This is a genomic window from Streptomyces sp. KLMMK (assembly GCF_036961605.1).
GTDB lineage: Bacteria > Actinomycetota > Actinomycetes > Streptomycetales > Streptomycetaceae > Streptomyces > Streptomyces telluris.
Genome location: NZ_JBAMDC010000098.1, coordinates 1 through 19,761, shown reverse-complemented (window position 1 = coordinate 19,761; position 19,761 = coordinate 1). Strand labels below are relative to the sequence as shown.

Annotated in this window: 18 protein-coding genes, 2 tRNA genes and 2 pseudogenes; 18 read left to right on the top strand and 4 right to left on the bottom strand. The window is 72.5% G+C overall.

Annotated features, from left to right (window positions below; all coding sequences use genetic code 11):
• Nucleotides 1-261: 261 nt before the first annotated feature.
• From rplU to obgE, 3 genes are all read left to right on the top strand, one after another.
• Nucleotides 262-582 carry a 50S ribosomal protein L21 gene (rplU, locus tag V7793_RS16905; protein WP_030366503.1) on the top strand — a complete coding sequence of 107 codons (321 nt, stop codon included), beginning with the start codon at nt 262-264 and terminating at the stop codon, nt 580-582.
• 14 nt (nt 583-596) lie between these two features.
• Nucleotides 597-851, top strand: coding sequence for a 50S ribosomal protein L27 (gene rpmA / locus V7793_RS16900; RefSeq protein ID WP_058044469.1), 255 nt, complete (start codon nt 597-599; stop codon nt 849-851).
• Nucleotides 852-1,001: 150 nt separating this feature from the next.
• Nucleotides 1,002-2,438 (top strand): GTPase ObgE, encoded by a 1,437-nt coding sequence (gene obgE, locus V7793_RS16895; protein ID WP_336007297.1) that lies wholly within the window; start codon nt 1,002-1,004, stop codon nt 2,436-2,438.
• Between the two features lie 110 nt (nt 2,439-2,548).
• Here the strand turns inward: obgE and V7793_RS16890 are convergent, their stop codons facing one another.
• The gene (locus V7793_RS16890) at nt 2,549-4,585 is read right to left on the bottom strand and encodes a hypothetical protein (RefSeq protein WP_336007295.1); all 2,037 of its coding nucleotides are present in this window, start codon (nt 4,583-4,585) and stop codon (nt 2,549-2,551) included.
• 271 nt (nt 4,586-4,856) lie between these two features.
• On the opposite strand from V7793_RS16890, the gene proB reads away from it, so the two are divergent.
• The 5 genes from proB (at nt 4,857) to V7793_RS16865 (ending at nt 10,146) form a co-directional block, all read left to right on the top strand.
• The gene (gene proB / locus V7793_RS16885) at nt 4,857-5,957 is read left to right on the top strand and encodes a glutamate 5-kinase (protein WP_336007307.1); all 1,101 of its coding nucleotides are present in this window, start codon (nt 4,857-4,859) and stop codon (nt 5,955-5,957) included.
• Between the two features lie 211 nt (nt 5,958-6,168).
• Entirely contained in the window at nt 6,169-6,660 is a 492-nt protein-coding gene (locus V7793_RS16880) for a hypothetical protein (protein WP_443057927.1), read from the top strand.
• A 236-nt stretch (nt 6,661-6,896) separates the two neighbouring features.
• The gene (locus V7793_RS16875) at nt 6,897-8,216 is read left to right on the top strand and encodes a glutamate-5-semialdehyde dehydrogenase (protein WP_336007291.1); all 1,320 of its coding nucleotides are present in this window, start codon (nt 6,897-6,899) and stop codon (nt 8,214-8,216) included.
• Between the two features lie 50 nt (nt 8,217-8,266).
• Nucleotides 8,267-8,896, top strand: coding sequence for an SCO2584 family spore wall biosynthesis protein (locus V7793_RS16870; protein ID WP_336007288.1), 630 nt, complete (start codon nt 8,267-8,269; stop codon nt 8,894-8,896).
• Nucleotides 8,897-9,051: 155 nt separating this feature from the next.
• Entirely contained in the window at nt 9,052-10,146 is a 1,095-nt protein-coding gene (locus V7793_RS16865) for an SCO2583 family membrane protein (RefSeq protein ID WP_336007286.1), read from the top strand.
• Here V7793_RS16865 and V7793_RS16860 read toward each other — a convergent pair.
• Nucleotides 10,143-11,276: a M48 family metallopeptidase gene (locus tag V7793_RS16860; RefSeq protein ID WP_336007284.1), complete on the bottom strand. Its 1,134-nt coding sequence runs from the start codon at nt 11,274-11,276 to the stop codon at nt 10,143-10,145. The two genes, V7793_RS16865 and V7793_RS16860, sit on opposite strands and share 4 nt — an antisense overlap.
• Nucleotides 11,277-11,352: 76 nt before the next feature.
• Between V7793_RS16860 and V7793_RS16855 the strand changes: the two genes are divergently transcribed.
• The 9 genes and pseudogenes from V7793_RS16855 to phsA form a co-directional block, all read left to right on the top strand.
• Nucleotides 11,353-11,520 (top strand): hypothetical protein, encoded by a 168-nt coding sequence (locus V7793_RS16855; RefSeq protein WP_336007282.1) that lies wholly within the window; start codon nt 11,353-11,355, stop codon nt 11,518-11,520.
• A gap of 128 nt (nt 11,521-11,648) precedes the next feature.
• Nucleotides 11,649-11,813: a hypothetical protein gene (locus V7793_RS16850; protein WP_168093228.1), complete on the top strand. Its 165-nt coding sequence runs from the start codon at nt 11,649-11,651 to the stop codon at nt 11,811-11,813.
• Between the two features lie 55 nt (nt 11,814-11,868).
• Nucleotides 11,869-12,474, top strand: coding sequence for a nicotinate-nucleotide adenylyltransferase (nadD, locus tag V7793_RS16845; protein WP_168093227.1), 606 nt, complete (start codon nt 11,869-11,871; stop codon nt 12,472-12,474).
• 34 nt (nt 12,475-12,508) lie between these two features.
• On the top strand, nt 12,509-14,167 hold the full coding sequence (locus V7793_RS16840; RefSeq protein WP_336007277.1) for an LCP family protein: 1,659 nt from the start codon (nt 12,509-12,511) through the stop codon (nt 14,165-14,167).
• Between the two features lie 155 nt (nt 14,168-14,322).
• Nucleotides 14,323-14,772 (top strand): ribosome silencing factor, encoded by a 450-nt coding sequence (rsfS, locus tag V7793_RS16835; protein ID WP_336007275.1) that lies wholly within the window; start codon nt 14,323-14,325, stop codon nt 14,770-14,772.
• Complete coding sequence (locus V7793_RS16830) at nt 14,769-15,425, top strand: histidine phosphatase family protein (RefSeq protein WP_336007305.1); 657 nt, start codon at nt 14,769-14,771, stop codon at nt 15,423-15,425. The genes rsfS and V7793_RS16830 overlap by 4 nt, the downstream gene beginning before the upstream one ends.
• Before the next feature lie 111 nt (nt 15,426-15,536).
• A tRNA-Ala gene (locus V7793_RS16825) sits at nt 15,537-15,609 on the top strand.
• 124 nt (nt 15,610-15,733) lie between these two features.
• Nucleotides 15,734-15,967, top strand: coding sequence for a hypothetical protein (locus V7793_RS16820; RefSeq protein ID WP_058044482.1), 234 nt, complete (start codon nt 15,734-15,736; stop codon nt 15,965-15,967).
• 139 nt (nt 15,968-16,106) lie between these two features.
• Nucleotides 16,107-17,867 (top strand): annotated as a pseudogene (phsA, locus tag V7793_RS16815) (O-aminophenol oxidase PhsA); the annotation flags it as partial.
• Here phsA and V7793_RS16810 read toward each other — a convergent pair.
• The gene (locus V7793_RS16810) at nt 17,833-19,248 is read right to left on the bottom strand and encodes a glycosyltransferase 87 family protein (RefSeq protein WP_443057926.1); all 1,416 of its coding nucleotides are present in this window, start codon (nt 19,246-19,248) and stop codon (nt 17,833-17,835) included. The pseudogene phsA and the gene V7793_RS16810 overlap by 35 nt on opposite strands.
• A 192-nt stretch (nt 19,249-19,440) precedes the next feature.
• Between V7793_RS16810 and V7793_RS16805 the strand changes: the two genes are divergently transcribed.
• Nucleotides 19,441-19,513, top strand: a tRNA-Ala gene (locus V7793_RS16805).
• 86 nt (nt 19,514-19,599) lie between these two features.
• Here V7793_RS16805 and V7793_RS16800 read toward each other — a convergent pair.
• Nucleotides 19,600-19,761 (bottom strand): annotated as a pseudogene (locus V7793_RS16800) (ferredoxin); the annotation flags it as partial.

Here is a 19,761-nt window from a genome sequence, read left to right as displayed (position 1 = left end):
TCCCCCCCCCCCCCCCCCCCCCCCCCCCCCCCCCCCACCGCCGCAACGGCGACCGGTTCCCCGTCAAGGGGGCCGGTTTGACCCGTTCGTCAAGGGCACGTAATCTTGACGGTCGGTGTCTGTTACGGCACCACGCCACTGAGCAAACACCTTCCGGCCCCGCCGGGAGAGGCCGCTCGTCCACTCGGACAGTCACGGGCCCGGGCCCGTGCGAGCGGCTGGCATCAGAGGTTCCTTTACTAGCGAGAGAGTGAGATCCGCGTGTACGCAATCGTGCGTAGCGGTGGTCGTCAGCACAAGGTTGCTGTCGGCGACATCGTCGAGGTTGACAAGATTTCCACCGGCAAGGTGGGCGACGCGGTCGAGCTCTCGACGCTGCTCGTCGTCGACGGCGAGAACGTCACCAGCGACCCGTGGGTCCTGGCCGGCATCAAGGTCTCGGCCGAGATCGTCGACCACCACAAGGGTGCCAAGATCGACATCCTGAAGTACAAGAACAAGACCGGTTACCGCAAGCGCATCGGTCACCGCCAGCAGTACACCGCGGTGAAGATCACCGGCATCCCCACGGCTGCGAAGTAAGGGACTGAGGAGACATGGCACACAAGAAGGGCGCATCGTCCACCCGGAACGGTCGCGACTCCAACGCTCAGCGGCTCGGCGTGAAGCGCTTCGGCGGTCAGGTCGTCAACGCCGGTGAGATCCTGGTCCGCCAGCGTGGCACCCACTTCCACCCGGGCGCCGGTGTCGGTCGCGGTGGCGACGACACGCTGTTCGCGCTTGAGGCCGGTGCGGTGCAGTTCGGCACCCACCGTGGCCGCAAGGTCGTCAACATCGTTCCGGCTGTCTGATCCAACGGGATCCTGACGCCGTAGAGCGATAACGAGGGCGGACCTCCCTTCCCTGTACGGGAAGCGGGTCCGCCCTCGCTGCGTTACAACAGAGACAATTCCGTACTTCCGCCGGCTTCCGGCCGGGGGACCCCCAGGAGGCACACCGCTATGACCACCTTCGTGGACCGCGTCGAGCTGCACGTCGCCGCGGGTAACGGAGGCCACGGCTGCGCCTCCGTACACCGTGAGAAGTTCAAGCCGCTCGGCGGCCCGGACGGTGGCAACGGCGGCCGTGGCGGCGACGTGATCCTGGTCGTGGACCAGTCGGTCACGACCCTGCTCGAGTACCACCACAGCCCCCACCGCAAGGCCACCAACGGCAAGCCCGGCGAGGGCGGCAACCGCTCCGGCAAGGACGGTTCCGACCTGGTCCTGCCCGTCCCGGACGGCACCGTCGTCCTCGACGGCAAGGGCAACGTCCTGGCCGACCTCGTCGGCGAGGGCACCACCTACATCGCCGCCCAGGGCGGCCGCGGCGGCCTCGGCAACGCCGCGCTGGCCTCGGCCCGCCGCAAGGCGCCCGGCTTCGCGCTGCTGGGCGAGCCCGGCCAGACCGGCGACGTCGTCCTGGAGCTCAAGACCGTCGCCGACGTGGCCCTCGTCGGCTTCCCGAGCGCCGGCAAGTCCTCGCTGATCTCGGTGCTCTCCGCGGCCAAGCCGAAGATCGCCGACTACCCCTTCACCACGCTCGTCCCGAACCTGGGCGTGGTCACGGCCGGTGCGACCGTCTACACCATCGCCGACGTGCCCGGTCTGATCCCCGGCGCCAGCCAGGGCAAGGGCCTCGGCCTGGAGTTCCTGCGCCACGTCGAGCGCTGCTCGGTGCTCGTGCACGTGCTGGACACCGCGACGCTGGAGTCCGAGCGCGACCCGCTGACCGACCTCGACGTCATCGAGGCGGAGCTGCGGGAGTACGGCGGCCTGGAGGACCGGCCGCGCATCGTCGTCCTCAACAAGGTCGACATCCCCGACGGCCAGGACCTGGCGGACATGATCCGCCCCGACCTGGAGGCCCGCGGCTACCGCATCTTCGAGGTCTCCGCCGTCTCCCGGCACGGCCTGAAGGAGCTGTCCTTCGCGCTGGCCGGCATCGTCGCCGAGGCGCGCGCGGCCAAGCCGAAGCAGGAGGCGACCCGCATCGTCATCCGCCCGAAGGCCGTCGACGACGCGGGCTTCACCGTCACCCTGGAGGAGGACGGCCTCTACCGCGTGCGCGGCGAGAAGCCGGAGCGCTGGGTGCGCCAGACCGACTTCAACAACGACGAGGCCGTGGGCTACCTGGCCGACCGCCTCAACCGCCTCGGCGTCGAGGACGAGCTGATGAAGGCCGGTGCCCGCGCGGGCGACGGCGTCGCCATCGGCTCCGAGGACGACGCGGTCGTCTTCGACTGGGAGCCGTCGATGGCCGCCGGTGCGGAGATGCTGGGCCGCCGCGGCGAGGACCACCGCCTGGAGGCCCCGCGGCCGGCGGCGCAGCGACGCCGTGACCGTGACGCGGAGCGGGACGAGGCGGACCGCGAGTACGACGAGTTCAAGCCCTTCTAGCGGGTGCCCGCGCCCCCGAGGGCGTGGCATCGCACCCGTCGTCCGTGGTCAGGGCATGACGAAGGCCCCGGGAGGAAACCTCCCGGGGCCTTCGTCATGCTGACGACGCGTTACACGGCCGCAGCCGTATCCGCCTCGCGCTGCGTCGGGATCTCGGAGGCGCGAGCCTCCATCCGTGCGCGCCGGGCGTCGGCCTCCGCGGCGAGCGCCAGCGCCGCCGCGTTGAAGCGGACGAGCGACGGCGGGTCGGACGGGCCGAGCAGCTGGACCTTGAGCTCGGCGCGGGCCTCGCCGAGGCCGTCCAGGCGGGGGTCGCGGACGGCCGCGAGCAGCCCCGCGACCTCGCCGGCCTCCGGGGTGAGGATGGTCGCCGCGCTGACGGTCGGGAAGTTCGTGCGGAACTCCTCCTCGGTCATGCCGCTGGTGTTGGCGACGGCGTACGGCTTCTCGCTGATCAGGTAGTCCGAGACGACGCTCGACACGTCGCTGATCAGGACGTCCGCCTCGTTGAAGCAGCTGAAGAGCGCCGGGCGGGCGGTGGTGATGATCTGGTGCTCCCACTCCGGCAGGGAGGCCCAGTAGGCGCTCTCCCAGGCCGTGGTGGCGGCCTCGACGGTCGCGGCGCGGCCCGGCTCGGGCGTGCCCTGGAGCATCATCCGCTCGATCTCGTCCGCGCTGTCACGGAAGGTGCTGGTGGTGAGGCGGTCCAGCTCGGCCGTGCGGCGCTCCAGCTCGGCGGCGGTCTCCGGGCCCGGACGGGCGCCGTTCCGGGCGGCGTTGGCCTCGCGGATCATGGCCTGGATGCGCTCGTTGGCACGGCCCGCGCGCGGGTCGACGGAGCCGGTCATCGGGTGCGGCTTGTAGAGCAGGCGCACCTTGGGGTCGGCGAGGAGCTCGCGGACGATGTTCTCGCCGGCGAGCATCACCGAGGTGTTGCCGGGGTTGCCGTCCCAGCCCTCCCACGTGGGGGCGTAGAGCACGGTCGTCAGCTCGCGTGCGGGCGCGCCCGTGTACGGCCGGATCGGGGCCAGCTGCGGGCGGCCGACCTCGACCACGTCGCGGTCGTCGACGCCGATGTCGGCGAGCTGGTAGCGCTCGCGGGCGGCGGGGCCGGCGACCCAGATCTCGTCGTACGCCTTGGAGTAGGGGTTGCAGCTGGAGAGCTTGTCGCTCTCGCCGTGGTTGATGAAGGCGTGCTTGATCGACGGCATCCGCAGGACCTGCGAGGTCTTACCGGAGTTCGCCGGGTGGATCATCATCTTCAGCGAGGACTTCTCCAGGGCCATCAGGTGGACGACCTTGGGGATGCAGATGATCGGCACGTCGGTGGCCTCGATCTTCTGCACCATGAAGCGCTCGCGGAGCACGATCACGGGGTTGCCGTCGAGCGCGGCGAGGGTGGAGAGCCACATGTTGGCCTGGTAGGCCGAGGTGGTGCCGCCCGAGAAGTACATGCCGCCGGTGGGCTTGTAGTCGGCCAGCCAGCGGTCGAGCCACTCCAGGGCGCGCTGCTCGTTCGCGATGCGCTTCTTCGGCCGCAGCCAGCCCGCAAGGTGGAGCGTGCCGCCGGCCGCGAGCAGGAGGGCCAGGCCGACGCCGAGCATGCCCCACAGGGGCTTCTCGGTGCCGACGGTGACCAGCAGGCCCGCGGTGGCCGGGATCGCGAAGCGCAGCAGCCGGCGGCCGTGCTGGCGGGCCAGCAGGCGCGGCGGGGCGGCGGTCAGGCGCAGGCCGGAGGTGTCGATGTTGCGGGTCACGAAGGGCAGCGTGCGGCTGCGGCGGACCATGATCGCGGTGGCCTGGCAGGCGAGGTGCGCGGCGTAGAAGAGGACGAGCCCGACGAAGAGGGGGGCGTATCCGCGCAGTGAGCCGTCGCCCTGGAGCCGCAGGAGCCCGAGGAGGATCAGCATGTCGCGCAGCAGCTGCCGGACCATGACGTCGAAGCGGACCTTGCCGAGGACGGCGACGAGACCGGGGTCACGGTGCTGCAGGTAGAGATCGAGGGCGAGCCCCGCCGCGGACGCGGCGATCAGCAGCGCCACGTGGGGCAGCAGCGCGCCGACGAGCTGCGTGGCGAAGAACACCAGCATCGCGAGGAGCGCCGCGGCCTGGACGGCGCGTCGGGAGGCTGTTCCGGCAGAAGGCACTGGGAGGGCTCCTGGCAGGCGGACTAGGGGGGACTGTGGGCGTGGGGGAACCGTGCCTGGGCAACGGTCGACTACCGACCGTATGACGCGGGCTGGTCCACGGGCAATCTTCCGTGACGGCAATCATCGCAAAACAGGGCCGAACGACCACAATCCCAGGCGGTAGATTTGCGGGCCTGAGGCAGCCCGGAAGAGGCGGGCGACCGGCGAATCACCTGAGGTGTGTGCAGTGACTGGGGCAGGGGAGCAGCAAGGGGCCCGTGAGGCGGCGGTGGCGGGCGCCCGCAGGATCGTGGTCAAGGTGGGGTCCTCCTCGCTCACCACCGCGGGCGGGGGACTGGACGCGGACCGCGTTGACGCGCTGGTCGACACGCTCGCCAAGACCACCGGCGAGAAGGAGGTCGTCCTGGTCTCCTCCGGCGCGATCGCGGCCGGCCTGGCCCCGCTGGGCCTCGACCGCCGCCCGCGCGACCTGGCGCGCCAGCAGGCCGCCGCGAGCGTCGGCCAGGGCCTCCTCGTGGCCCGCTACACCGCGTCCTTCGCCCGTTACGGCCGGCGCGTGGGCCAGGTGCTGCTCACGACGGACGACACCAGCCGCCGTGCGCACTACCGCAACGCCCGCCGGACGCTGGACCAGCTGCTGGCCATGGGCGCGGTGCCGGTCGTCAACGAGAACGACACGGTGGCCACGGACGAGATCCGCTTCGGCGACAACGACCGGCTGGCCGCCCTCGTGGCCCACCTCGTCCGGGCCGACCTGCTGGTGCTCCTCTCCGACGTGGACGGCCTCTACGACGGCGACCCCAGCACGCCGGGCACCTCGCGGGTCGCCGAGGTCACCGGGCCGAAGGACCTGGAGGGCATCTCGATCGGCAGTGCGGGCAAGGCCGGCGTCGGCACCGGCGGCATGGTCACCAAGGTCGACGCGGCCCGGATCGCGGCCGCCGCCGGCATCCCGGTCGTCCTGACCGCGGCCAGCCGCGCGGCGGACGCCCTCGCGGGCCGCCCCACCGGCACCTTCTTCCACCGCACGGGGCGCCGCTCCGCCGACCGCCTGCTGTGGCTCGCCCACGCCTCCGCGCCGCAGGGCGCCCTGACGCTCGACGACGGGGCCGTGCGGGCCGTGGTCGACGGCAACGGCTCGCTGCTGCCCGCCGGCATCGCCGGGGTCGAGGGCGAATTCAGCGCGGGCGATCCGGTCGAGCTGCGCGATTCCGCGGGCCGGGCCGTCGCCCGCGGGCTGGTGGCCTTCGACGCCGGGGAGATCCCTCAGCTGCTCGGCCGCTCCACCCGCGACCTGGCCCGGGAGCTCGGGCCCGAGTACGAGCGCGAGGTCGTGCACCGCGACGACCTCGTCGTGCTGCGCCGCTGACGGGCGTCGAACACGGCGCGACAGGGTGGCGACAGAGTGTGGTAAGTCCAGCCTTTCCATGGGGCCTTTCCGTGAAAACGCCACGCGGCCGCCCGCAGACTGGTCAACTTTGATGCGAGGCACATGCGGGGCGCCGGTCCGGGCAGGCGGGTTCCCGCGTACCACCGCTCCGCCGCACGCACGCGGAGCAGCGAGCAACAGGAGGCCGCCGGTGAGACGAGGGCGCCCAGGGGCGCTGCCCCGCGCTGGAGGCACGCCCCCAGCCACGGCTGTGGGCTCCTCCGCCCAGGCCCGCGGGGCCGTGGGAGAGCCGCGCACGCTGACCAGCGTCGGGGGCGGGGGCGGGAGCGATCCGGTGGAAGTGTCCCGGCTGTGGCACATCACCCTGAGCGTCTCGGGCGCCGAGGCGCCGCTCGCCGAGGTCCGGCGGGCGCTGGAGCAGCTCGCCCACGACCACCCCTTCCTGCTGACCAGCCGCTACGCCCACGACCACGCCGAGATCCGCTACTGGGAGGAGGCGCGCGACCTGCACGACGCCGCGGCGGTCGCGCTCCGGCTGTGGGGCGAGCACCGCTCGACGGCCCGGCTCCCGCCGTGGGAGATCGTGGGCCTGGAGGTCATCGACCGGGAGACCTACCACCACCGCATCGCGGAGGGCTACGGCCCGCTGCCGGCCACACCGGTGGGGGTGCACCCGTTCTGAACGGCCCCCGACGCTGCCGGGCCCGGCGGGAATCCCCCCCCGCCGCCACGGCGCGCAACCCCCGCCTGGGGGTCCGGCGGTGCCGGACGGGCTCCGGCCGGCCGGGTGCCGGATCCCGCGAACCGCCTGGCCCGGCGCCCGTGGCGACGGAGGCAACCGCGTCCGTAGCGCGGACGCCGCGTCCACAGTCCGGAACGCGTGGTGGCTCCCGGCCCCACGCGACTACGCTTCCAGCCATGAGCAGCGTTTTCCCCTCCCCCCTCGCCGACCCGATGCCGCAGTCCCCGGTGCTCCGCGCCGCCTACCGCGCCCGCGCCGCCGCCGCGGACCTGGCGCCACTGCCGCGCTCGGTGAAGGACGAGGCGCTGCTGGCGATCGCCGACGCCCTCGAGGTGCGGACGAAGGAGATCGTCGAGGCCAACGCCGAGGACGTGGCCAAGGCCCGTGCCGCCGGGACGAGCGAGAGCGTCGTCGACCGGCTGACCCTCACCCCGGAGCGGGTGCGGGCCATCGCCAAGGACGTCCGCGGCGTCGTCGCCCTGCCCGACCCGGTGGGCGAGGTCGTCCGCGGCTCCACCCTCCCCAACGGCATCGACCTGCGCCAGGTCCGGGTGCCGCTCGGCGTCGTCGGGATCATCTACGAGGCCCGGCCCAACGTGACCGTCGACGCGGCCGCCCTGTGCCTGAAGTCGGGCAACGCCGTCCTGCTGCGGGGCTCGTCCTCCGCGTACGCCTCCAACACCGCGCTCGTGCGCGTCATCCGCGACGCCGTGGGCGGGGCGGGCCTGCCGGCCGACGCCGTGCAGCTGGTGCCGGGCGAGAGCCGCGACTCGGTGCGGGAGCTGATGCGCGCCCGCGGCATGGTCGACGTGCTGATCCCGCGCGGCGGCGCCTCCCTGATCCGCACCGTCGTCGAGGAGTCCACGGTCCCCGTGATCGAGACGGGCACCGGCAACTGCCACGTGTACGTGGACGCCCGGGCGGACCTGGACATGGCCGTGGAGATCCTCGTCAACTCCAAGGCGCAGCGCGTGAGCGTGTGCAACGCGGCCGAGACCCTCCTCGTCCACCAGGACATCGCGCAGGAGTTCCTGCCGAAGGCGCTCGCCGCCCTGGCGGAGGCCGGGGTGACCGTGCACGGCTGCGAGCGCGTCCTCGCGCTGGCCGAGGGAAGCCCGGCCACCGTGGTGCCGGCGACCGTCGAGGACTGGGAGACCGAGTACCTGTCGTACGACATCGCCGCGGCGGTCGTGGACGACCTGGACGCCGCCGTCCGCCACATCCGGCTGTGGTCCTCCGGCCACACCGAGGCCATCGTCACCACCTCGCAGGCCGCCGCCCGCCGCTTCACCCAGCTCGTGGACTCGACGACCGTCGCGGTCAACGCCTCGACGCGGTTCACGGACGGCAGCCAGTTCGGCTTCGGCGCCGAGATCGGCATCTCCACGCAGAAGCTCCACGCGCGCGGTCCGATGGGCCTGCCCGAGCTGACCTCGACGAAGTACATCGTCACGGGCGACGGCCACGTGCGCGGCGGCGGGCTTCCCGCGAGCTGAATTCCCCTACGGGCCGCACGGATTGACCCTTCCGGGGCTACGCTGGACGAGTGCCGGACGACGTGGGGGGCCAGCCGTTCCCGGACGGCGAGGAGCCCGACAGCTACCGCAGCGGGGACGATCCCTTCGCCTCCGTGGTCTTCGACGAGGAGTTCGTGCGGTCCGCCAGGATCCACGAGCCCTCCGCGGTCGAGCGGATGCTCGCCGCCGACCGGGCCCGCGCCGAGAGCGAGACCTCGCAGTCCGCTCAGCGCTCCCGGTCCGGCGGCGGCTCCGCCGACGACGATCCCTACGACGACTACGAGGACGGCTTCGGCGGCGCCGCGCCCGGGTACCACCCGGGCCGTGCGGGCACCTGGCCCACCCTCAGCCACGACCTCGACCCCGACGACGCCTACGGGCCGTACGGCCGCCACGGCGGCCTCCGGAGGCCCTACCGGGGCCATGCCCGCTGGCACCGCCCGGTGGCCTGGGTGCTCGCCGTGGTGATGGGCATAGGCGTGGTGGCCCTCGCCTTCGCCGCCGTCTACCGCAGCGCCTCCTCGGGCAATCGGCCGAGCTCCGATCCGCCGCCCGCGACCAGCGGGGTGGACGCCCCGGCAGGGGCGCGGCCGGGCCCGCTGCCCTCCGTATCGGCGGACTCCGAGCCTCCGGTGGCCTCGGCGGTGCCCCGGCCCTGAGGGACGCCGGAAACCACCGGCCCGGGGCCACGGGCTCACCGCCCGCAACCGCTGTGACCAGCACATATGTGCGTGGCCCCGGCAGGCAGATTTTCTTCGGAACTTGTCGTGTACCAGGGCGTTTACCAAAGCCCCGGCAGACCTACTCTTGATGTATGGACGGGCCTGGAGACCCCCCTGAGGGCACGCCCGAGGGTGTCCCGGCAGGTGGGGACGACGAATACCGATCCGTCGTCTTCGACGAATCGTTCGTGCGCGCTGCCCGGCTCCAGGAGCTCTCCGCCAGCGAGCGCATGGGTGACCACGCGCTCGCGGTCCGCAACCGCCACCTGTGGTCCCGGGTCAGCACCTCACGCCAGGTGATCGTCCTGGTGATCCTCATAGCCCTGGCCTTCGGCACGGCCGTCTACATGGGATTGCGCCATCCCTACAAGGACCCCGTCGTGCCCGCCGCCGAGCCCATGCGGGCCACGCTCGTCCCGCTCGCGCCGCACGACCCGGTGCCCGGCGGCAGCGCGCAGGAGCTGTTCGACCACAGCTCGGCCGCGCAGTTCCGGCTGGGCGCCGAAGGCATCAACCTGCCCGCCGCGCGCAGCACCCAGCACTTCTCCGAGAGCCAGGTGATGGCGGCCCTCGCCGCGGCCAAGGAGTACACGGTGAAGTCGGCGCTCGACCCGGCCGTGCTCACCGGCGGCACCCAGCGGAGCGTCCGGCTGCTGCTGGACCCCGCCCAGCTCGACCAGTTCGACCGCAGCTTCGACCGGCCCGCGGACGACGGGCGGCACGCGGCCACCGGCTGGCTCGTGCGCTTCGACCCCGCCCAGGTGGCCCTGGTCGACACGCCCGTGCGCACCCGCGGCGTCTTCTCGATCGCCGAGAGCGGCCCGGCCACGCTGGAGGTCTCGGCCGACCACACCTTCGTCTACGCCCTCCGCCCGGCGAAGGAGGCGGCCGACCGCAGTGTGAACGCGGACAAGTCGTCGCTGTTCACCGTGCGGCGGGCGATGAAGTTCCGCTTCGACCGGGAAGGGCTGCAGGAGCACCACCTGATCGTCGTGCAGAGCTACGTACAGGCCGGGCCCGAGTCCTGCTCGGCCGACGACGAGGTCTATCTGCGGCCGCTGCTGGCCGGCCAGAAGCCCGACGGGTCCGTCCCGGGCGACACGGACCCGTACGCCACGGGATCGGCCACCGCCGCGGTGTGCGGCTCGCTGGCGGCCGGCGCCCAGCCGGCGCCGCCGGGCCGCTAGGCCTTCCCGCCGCCCTCCGTGGGGCCCTCCGGGCCCCCCTTGGGGGAACCGTTCGCCGGGCCTCCCGGGCCCGAGGGACGCCCCGAGAAGACGTCCTTGAGCCGACCGCCCAGGTCCCCCGCTCCGCCGGCGATGTCCCGCACCAGCCCCATCAGCGGATCCTTGCTGGACCGCACCGACTCCGCGTAGTGGTTCGCGGACTCCCGGAGGGAGTCCGTCACCGACGTGTCCTTGTCCTCCGCGCGCCGCGGGTAGTGACCGTCCATGATCCGCTGGAAGTCCCGGCTCTCGGACCACTTCTTCAGCTCCGCGGCCCGCACCGTCGTGAACGGGTGGCTGCGCGGCAGCACGTTCATGATCTTCAGGACGGAGTCGCGCAGGTCCCCGCCGGCCTCGTACTCCTCGGCCTGGGCGAGGAAGGCGTCCACGTTCATCTCGTGCAGGTGATTGCCGCCGGCGATCTTCATCAGGCCGCGCATCGACGCCCGGACGTCCTGGCCGACCAGCAGACCCGCCCGGTCCGCGGACAGCTCCGACTTGCGGAACCACTCGCGCAGCGCCGTCACGATCGCCATGATCGCGACATTGCCCAGCGGGATCCAGGCCACCTTGACCGCGAAGTTCGTCAGGAACAGCAGGATCGTGCGGTAGACGGCGTGCCCGGACAGGGCGTGCCCCACCTCGTGGCCGACGACGGCCCGCATCTCCTCCTCGTCCAGCAGTTCGACCAGGCCCGTCGTCACGACGATGACGGGCTCGTCCAGGCCGATGCACATGGCGTTGGGCTGCGGGTCCTGGGTGACGTACATCGGCGGGACCTTCGGCAGGTCCAGGATGTAGCAGGCGTCCAGGAGCATCGTGTGCAGGTGCTGGAACTGCTGCTCGCCGACACGCACCGAGTCGGACAGGAACAGCAGGCGCAGGCTGCGCTCGGGCAGCAGCCCGCTCAGCGCCTTGAAGACCGTGTCGAAGCCGCTCAGCTTGCGCAGCGCCACCAGGGCGGAGCGGTCCGCCGGGTGCTCGTAGGCGCGCGAGGAGATGTCCGGGAAGCGCTTGCGCTGCCGTCCCGGTAGCCGCTCCCCGGGCTCCCCGGGAGCGTGGCCGTTGCTGCCGTTGCTGCTGTCACTCATCGAGACCCCCTCGGCGGCGTATGCACCTTCCGGCCCCCACCCTAGGCGCTGCCACCGGCAGGGCTACCGTGGAGACATGTCCCATCTGCATGCACTTGCCGCCCAGCCGGCCGTGACCGAGCTCCTCGCCGTCTCCAAGGACGACACGGGCCCGGGCGTCGTCCTGCGCACCGTGCTCATCGTCGGCGTCGTCGGCATCGCCTTCCTGGCCTGGTTCCTGCTGCGCGGCTACAAGAAGGACTGACGCGCGCCCGGCGCCGCACCCGCGACGCGCGGCACAAGCGTGGAGTCGGCGTGAGCCCGGCGGCGGCCCCCGCATACGATGTGGCAGAAATCTCTGCCCGCTACCGTCCCGGATAGGTCCTGCCGACGATGACTGCCTTCGCCTCAGCGCACACCGCCCTCGCCACCCTCGCCTCCGAGGGCGAGCACGTCGACGAGCACGCCAGCATCAGCCCCTACATGACCGGTGGCGCCGCCCTGGTCATCCTGCTGCTCCTGCTGTGGGTCACCACCCGCTTCAACCGCGACCGCTGAGCGAGCCGGTCCCTGCGGGTCCGGCGCTCCGCCGCGCCCAGTAGGGTCTGCACGCATGGGAGAGCAGACAGGGCCCGCTAAGCGGCGACTCGGCGTGATGGGCGGGACCTTCGATCCGATCCACCACGGCCACTTGGTCGCCGCGAGCGAGGTGGCCGCGCGTTTCCACCTGGACGAGGTGGTCTTCGTACCGACCGGGCAGCCGTGGCAGAAGAGCCACCGGGAGGTGTCCCCGGCCGAGGACCGCTATCTGATGACGGTGATCGCCACGGCATCGAATCCGCAGTTCTCGGTCAGCAGGATCGACATCGATCGCGGCGGGCCGACGTACACCACGGACACGCTCCGTGAGCTCGCCTCCCTCAACGACGACTCGGACCTGTTCTTCATCACCGGCGCCGACGCGCTGTCCCAGATCCTGACCTGGCGGGACACGGAGGAGCTGTTCTCCCTGGCCCACTTCATCGGCGTGACCCGGCCCGGCCACATACTGGCCAATCCGGGGCTGCCGGAGGGCGGCGTCTCCCTCGTCGAGGTGCCGGCCCTCGCCATCTCCTCCTCCGACTGCCGCGCGCGCGTGGCGCAGGGCGACCCGGTCTGGTATCTGGTCCCCGACGGTGTGGTGCGCTACATCAACAAGCGCAAGCTCTACCGGCGCTGAGCGGCACGGAACCGAGGGGCACTGAGGGGAACCGGTGAACGACCGACAGGACCCGTACGCACATCAGCCGCAGGTGTACGGCTACGACGCCTACGGGCAGCCGGTGTACCACCCGGACGCCCCTGAACGTGTGTACGACGCCTATGGGCAGCCCCTCCAGCAGCAGACGGCGTACGGCTACGACCCGTACGCCCAGCAGGCTCATCAGCCCGTCCAGCAGGCCTACGACGGCTACGCCCCGTACGCCCCCGAGCAGCCGCAGTCGCAGCAGCAACCGCAGGCCCAGCCCCAGGGACGGCACCAGGCACAGGCCTCGGCTCAGGCCCGGCAGGAGTGGATCCCGCAGCAGGCCGGCCCGTCCGCCGGGGAGGAGCCGGGGCCGCCCCGGGGGGAGCAGCGCGTCCCGGAGCCGCGGCAGGCGCCCGACGAGGCGGCGGCCGCCCCCGCCGCGGGCTACCGGACCGAGCAGTTCTCGTTCATCGAGGAGCCCGACGAGGACTCCGAGGACGTCATCGACTGGCTCAAGTTCAGCGAGAGCCGCACCGAGCGGCGCGACGAGCGCAAGCGCAAGGGCCGCAACCGGATCGTCGCCCTCGTCGTGGTGCTCGTCCTCGCGCTGGGCGGTGCGGCCGGCTACCTGTTCCTCACCGGCTCGGACGGCGAGAAGGGCGCGGCCGCGACCGGCGGGGGGCAGAAGCGCGACGTGATCGTCGTCCACCTGCGGCAGACCCGCGGCGGCGGCTCCTCCACCGCCCTGCTGGTCGGCAACGAGACCACCAAGAAGGCCACCACCGTCCTGCTGCCGAACACCCTGGCCGTCGCCAAGGAGGGCGGCGCCGGCTCCACCACGCTCGGCAAGTCCGTGCAGGACGACGGCACCGGGGCCACCCGCGACGCCCTGAACACGCTGCTGGGCTCCGACATCAAGGGCAGCTGGCGGCTGGACACCCCCTACCTGGAGAACCTGGTCGAGCTCGTCGGCGGCATCGAGGCCGACACCGACACCGACGTCCCCGGCGAGAAGCCCGGCGACAGCCCGGTCGTCCGGCGCGGCACCGCGCAGAGCCTGAGCGGCCGCACGGCCGTCGCCTACGCCACCCACCGCGGGCCCGGAGAGGACGAGGGCAAGCAGCTCGCCCGGTTCGGCCAGGTCATGCAGGCGGTGCTGAAGAAGATGCCGGACGACAGCGCCTCGGCCACCCGCACCGTGGAGTCGCTCGCGCAGATCCCCGACCCCTCGCTCTCCACCGAGCAGCTGGGCGCCTCCCTGGCCCACATGGCCGCGCTGGCCCGCAAGGGCTCGTACGCCACCGCGCTGCTGCCCGTGGAGAAGGACGGCACCCTCGGGGAGAAGGCCACCGGAGGCGTCGTCAAGGAGGTCCTGGGCGGCACGGTGAAGAACACCGACCGGAACGCAACGCCCCGGGTGAGCGTGAAGAACGCCACAGGCGGCAAGGGAGCCGCCACCTCCGCCCAGATCACGCTGGTCAACAGCGGCTACAGCGTGATCGACGGCGGCACGGCGGGATCCGCGGCGACGGCCTCGGCGGTGCTCTACGCCGACGAGCGGCGGGCGGCGGAGGCCAAGGAGGTCGCCAAGACGCTGGGGCTGCCGGCGGGCGCGGTGAAGCAGGCGAAGGACGCGACGACGGCCGACGTCACCGTGGTCCTGGGCAAGGACTACAAGGGCTGAGGGGCCGGCGGTCGCACGAGCGCCGGGGGCGGCCGCGGGGGCCGGGGCCGCCCCGGGGCCCGCGCCGAGGCCCGGCCGTAATGGCCAGGAGGGTCGCCGGTGGGTCGTGAGACCCTTGATGGGTACCCGAATCCTCTTCGACGAAAGCATGGCTTGTGACCGCCACGGACCGCTCCATCGAGCTCATCAAGGCCGCCGCCCAGGCGGCCGCCGACAAGCTCGCGCACGACATCATCGCGTACGACGTCAGCGACGTACTGTCGATCACCGACGCCTTCCTGCTGGCCTCGGCCCCCAACGACCGCCAGGTCAAGTCGATCGTCGACGAGATCGAGGAGCACCTCGCCAAGGAGCTCGGCGCCAAGCCGGTGCGCCGTGAGGGCGACCGCGACGCCCGCTGGGTCCTGCTCGACTACGTCGACATCGTCATCCACGTGCAGCACAGCGAGGAGCGCGTCTACTACGCCCTGGAGCGGCTGTGGAAGGACTGCCCGGAGATCGAGCTGCCCGCCGACGCCGTCGCCACCCGCGGCAAGGGCGAGGAGCACGCCCGTGAGCACGCCGCGGAGGCGGGCTTCGACGGCGTGGACGGTGAGCTGAGCTGAGCGGCGGCAAGAGCGGCGGCCAGGGCCGTCGCATCGTCCTGTGGCGGCACGGCCAGACCGCCTGGAACCTGGAGCGGCGCTTCCAGGGCTCCACGGACATCGAGCTGACGGGGACCGGCGTGGCGCAGGCGCGCCGGGCCGCCCGGCTGCTGGCCGGCCTCGGGCCGGACGTGATCATCGCCTCGGACCTGAGGCGGGCCACGGCCACGGCGGCGGAGCTCGCCGCCGTCACGGGCCTGGAGGTCACCACCCACGCCGAGCTGCGCGAGACGTACGCGGGCGTATGGCAGGGACTCACGCACGACGAGATCATCGAGCGGCACGGCGAGGAGTACGCGGCGTGGAAGCGCGGCGAGCCCGTCCGGCGCGGCGGCGGTGAGCTGGAGACCGAGGTCGCCGACCGGGCCGCCCCGGTGGTCCTGGAGCAGGCCGCGAAGCTGCCGGAGAACGGCACGCTCGTCGTCGTCAGCCACGGCGGCACCATCCGCACCACCATCGGCCGGCTGCTCCAGCTGGAGTCCCGCTCCTGGGAGGCGCTGGGCGGCCTCACCAACTGCTGCTGGTCGGTGCTGGGCGAGGGCGCGCGCGGCTGGCGCCTGCTGGAGCACAACGCGGGGACGCTCCCCGAGCCGGTGCTCGGCGACGACGACTGAGCGCCCCCGGGGTGCCCCCGGCCCGGATTTCACATCCGGGCAGGTGGCAGGCTAAAGTTCTTCTTGTTCGCGGGGAACGCCGGGGGAAACGCCGGAAGACCTGAGAACAGCGGGGCTATAGCTCAGTTGGTAGAGCGCCTGCATGGCATGCAGGAGGTCAGGAGTTCAATTCTCCTTAGCTCCACAGTTCGAAACGATCCCGTCTCCGTCACCGGAGACGGGATCGTTTGCTTTACCGGCACATTCCCGTGGCAGAATCCGGTCGTCGGGAGCGGAGGACGGGCCGAAGGGGAGGGAACGGCTGACCCATGGGTGCTCACAGCCGGAAGTGCGACTGGTGCGGCAGCGGCACGCCGATCGTCCGAGATATGGAACCGCTCAACTCCGCCTTCCAGTACTGGTGCGTGGAGTGCGCACGGGCGCTGATCATAAAAGGCGACCCCATCGAGACCTACCGCGAGCTGGAAGGCGAGCCGATCTACGGGCGGCTGCTGGACGAGCACTGCACGCTCAAGCGCTTCTACTCCTTCGCCACGGCCTGACGGCGCCGGTCCGGAACGGCCGGGCACCGGAACGCACACGACCGCGCACCCCGGTGCGGCGGAACCTGTGATTTCCCGGTTTTTCCCCGGATTTCCTTCATGTCCGGCAACCCCGCCAGAGACGCACGCGTCCTGAGGGGTGAAGCTGCCGCCGGGAACGGCCGGCGGTACGGGGGAAGCATGCGGAGGACACCGCGTGACCGAAACTGTCATCGGCCCGGCCGGCTCCGAAGAGGCCGTGGCCGAACTCACACCCTTTCTCGACGCCCTGCGCGTCCCGCCGGTCCTGCGGCCCGGCCGGACCGAAGCGCTCCGCGGCATCGAGATCGAACAGACCGCCACCTGGGTCCGGCTGCACTCGCAGCTGCCGCCCACCCGCGTATGGGCCTACGAGGGCCACGTCCCGGGGCCGACGATCGAGGTGCGCCGCGGCCGCCGGCTGCGCGTCACCTGGAGCAACCGCCTCACCGGCCCCCACCCGGTGACCGCCGTGGAGGCGGCGCAGGTGCCCGGCGCCCCGGCGCCCGACACCGTGCCCGGCCGCAGCGGCGCCGTACCGCTGGCCGACGTCGCGGCGCTGCCCGCCTGGACGGTGACGCACCTGCACGGCGCACCCACCGGCGGCGGCAACGACGGCTGGTCGGAGAACGCCGTTTCACCGGGCGACAGCCAGCTCTCCGAATATCCCAACGACCACCGCGCGGTCGCCTGGTGGTACCACGACCACGCCATGGACATCACCCGCTGGAACGTCTTCGCGGGCCTGGCGGGGATGTACCTCGTCCGGGACGCCGAGGAGGACGCGCTGCACCTGCCCTCGGGCGGGCGCGAGATCCCGCTGATCGTCCAGGACCGCAACCTCGACCAGGACCCGGACGGCAAGCTGACCGGCCGGCTGCTCCACAAGACCGTGATCGTCGGCAAGGATGCCCAGGGCAAGAACGTCACCCGCTCCTTCAACGGCCCGTACACCCTTGTCAACGGCGTCATCTGGCCCTACCTGGACGTGACGGCCCGGTGGTACCGCTTCCGGCTGCTCAACGCCTCCAACGCGCGGACCTACGCGCTGCGGCTGGTCGACGAGGAGACCGGTGCGCCGGTGCAGGGCGCGGCCTGGCAGATCGGCACGGACGGCGGGCTGCTGCCGCGTCCGCTGCCGCTGGACGGGCCGCTGTCCGTGGCGCCCGCCGAGCGCATGGACCTGCTGATCGACTTCGGGCGGCTGCGGGGCCGCCGCGTCCGGCTGGTCAACGAGGCCCCGGGGGTGCCGTACCCGCAGGTCATGGAGTTCCGGGTGGCGGACGAGGAGGAGTGCGACCCCTTCGTGCTGCCGTCGGTGATCTCCAGCTCCTTCGAGCGGCTCACCCACGACACGGTGCCCGAGCACGAGCACCGGCTGATCGCCCTCGTCCCGCCGGGCTCGGCCGGGAACGCCCACCCGGGCATGTGGGAGATGCAGAAGGTGGAGCCGGGGGACGTGCACATCCCGGGCGCGGGGGTGATCCAGGTCAAGGGCGCGGACGGCAAGCTGCGGACGTACCGCAGGGCCGCCCAGAGCTTCGACGACGCCCTCGGCTTCATGGTCACCTACGACGGCTGGGAGCAGTGGAGCTTCCTCAACCTGGGCGGCCCGACGCACCCGATGCACATCCACCTGATCGACTTTCAGGTCCTCAGCCGCGACCTCTACCCCGCGGGCCCGCAGAGCCCCTTCGACGTCGCCCTGGGCGGCACGCGCGCGCCGCTGGAGTTCGGGGGCCGGGCGCCGGTGTCGGAGGGCGACGCGGGCTGGAAGGACGTGATCCAGGTGCCGGCCGGGCAGATGGTCAACGTGATCGGCCGCTTCCGCGGGGCGCGGGGCCGGTTCATGTACCACTGCCACCTGCTGGAGCACGAGGACATGGGGATGATGCGTCCGTTCGTGGTGATGCCGGGTGAAGTGCTGAAGTTCCATCACGGGGAGCACGGCGGCCACGGGGGTCACGGAGGGCACGGTCACTGAGGCCGTCGCCCGCCGGGCGGTCCGGCCCGGCGCCCGCGGTCCGCAGGGCGGCCAGGGCGAGGAAGGCCGCCCCGGCCGCCGGGTAGCCGGCGGAGAGCAGCATCCGGCCGCCGTTCTGCCGGAGTTCGGGCCGGGTCTGCACGTCGTGGGGGACCCGCCACAGCGCGTAGGAGCAGAACAGCACGGCGGCCACCGCGGTGCCCGCCCACCAGGCGCGGCTGCCGCGGGCGGCCGCCTCGCGGACGAGCAGCAGCCCGGCCGGTACGCACCACACCCAGTGGTGCGACCAGGAGACGGGGCTGACGAGCAGTGCGGTGGCCGCGCAGGACAGGGCGCCCCAGGCGGTGGCCCGCGGCCCGGACCGCTGCGTCCGGACCGCGACCGTGAGGCCGAGCCCGGTGACGGCCAGCGCCGTGACCGCCCACCACGGCCCGGGGTCGCCGGTGTGCAGCAGCCGGGCGAGGACGCCGCGCAGCGACTGGTTGGCGGTGTCCTCGGCGTGGCCGACCCGCTCGGTGGCGAAGACGGCGTCCGTCCAGAAGCGGCGCGAGTCGTAGGGCAGGGCCAGCGCGGCGAGGAGCGCCGTCCCGGCGAAGGCCGCGGTGGCGACGGCCGCCCGGCGCAGCCACGGCCCGCCGTCTCCTGCGCCCGCACCGTCCCCCGTGTCCGCGCCGCCTCCTGCGCCCGCGCCGGCCCTGCGCCGGGCGAGGCCGGTCGCCGCCAGGTGGACGACGAACAGGGCGGGGGTGAGCTTGATGCCCGTCGCGAGGCCGGTTCCCAGGCCCGCCCAGCGGTGGGCCGCGGGGCGCGTCAGGTCCCACAGCACCAGGACGACGACGAGGAGGTTGATCTGCCCGTTGCGCAGGGTCTGCCACACGGGCTCGCACCAGACGCACAGGGCGGCCGCCGTGAGCGTCACCGCGGCGCGCGGGCGGACGTCGACGAGCCGCAGGGAGAGGTGGACGAGGGCGAGCAGCAGGCCGAGGTTGGCGAGCTCGGTGAGGACGCGCAGCGCGGTCGTGCCGGGCAGGGTCAGCGCGGTGAACAGGAGCGCCGCGAAGGGCGGGTAGGTGGCGGGCAGGCCGCGGTGCGTGGCGCGCATCGCGTAGAGGTCGCCGCCGGTGCGGACGGTCCACCCTTCGGCGCGGTAGACGAGGACGTCGACGGAGGTGACGTGGGAGGCCCGCTGGGCCAGCAGGAAGAGGCCGAAGGAGAGCAGACAGCCCGCGGCGGCGGCCAGGGCGCTGCGGCGGCCGGGGCGGCCGGGCCGGGCTGGCACGAGGAGCACTCCGGTTTCACGGGTGACAAATCGGGCGAATAGTGGGCGATGTTATCTCATCCGCCCAGGTTTCCTGCGGTGCCGGGCGGCCGATTTGGCAGGTGGCGGGGGTCTCCGTGTAATGTTGTCGATGTCGCCGGGGGGAACGGCAAGGGAAACAACCCGAACCCGACCCGGTGGAAAACAGAACACGGGGCTATAGCTCAGTTGGTAGAGCGCCTGCATGGCATGCAGGAGGTCAGGAGTTCAATTCTCCTTAGCTCCACAGGAAATAAGCGGGTCGTCCGGAAACGGACGGCCCGCTTTTTCGTTTCCACAGCCCGGCTCCGGGCCGTCCGGTGGCTAACGCTCCTTGTCCAGCCGGAGGGCCAGCGCGGGGCAGCGCCGCACGGCCCGCTGCGCCCGGCCCCGCAGATGGTCCGGGACCCCCGCGTCCGCGAGCGCGGGATAGCCGTCCGGCCCGGTGCGGACGAGCTGCGGCAGCAGGTCCGCGCACAGCCCGTGCCCCTTGCA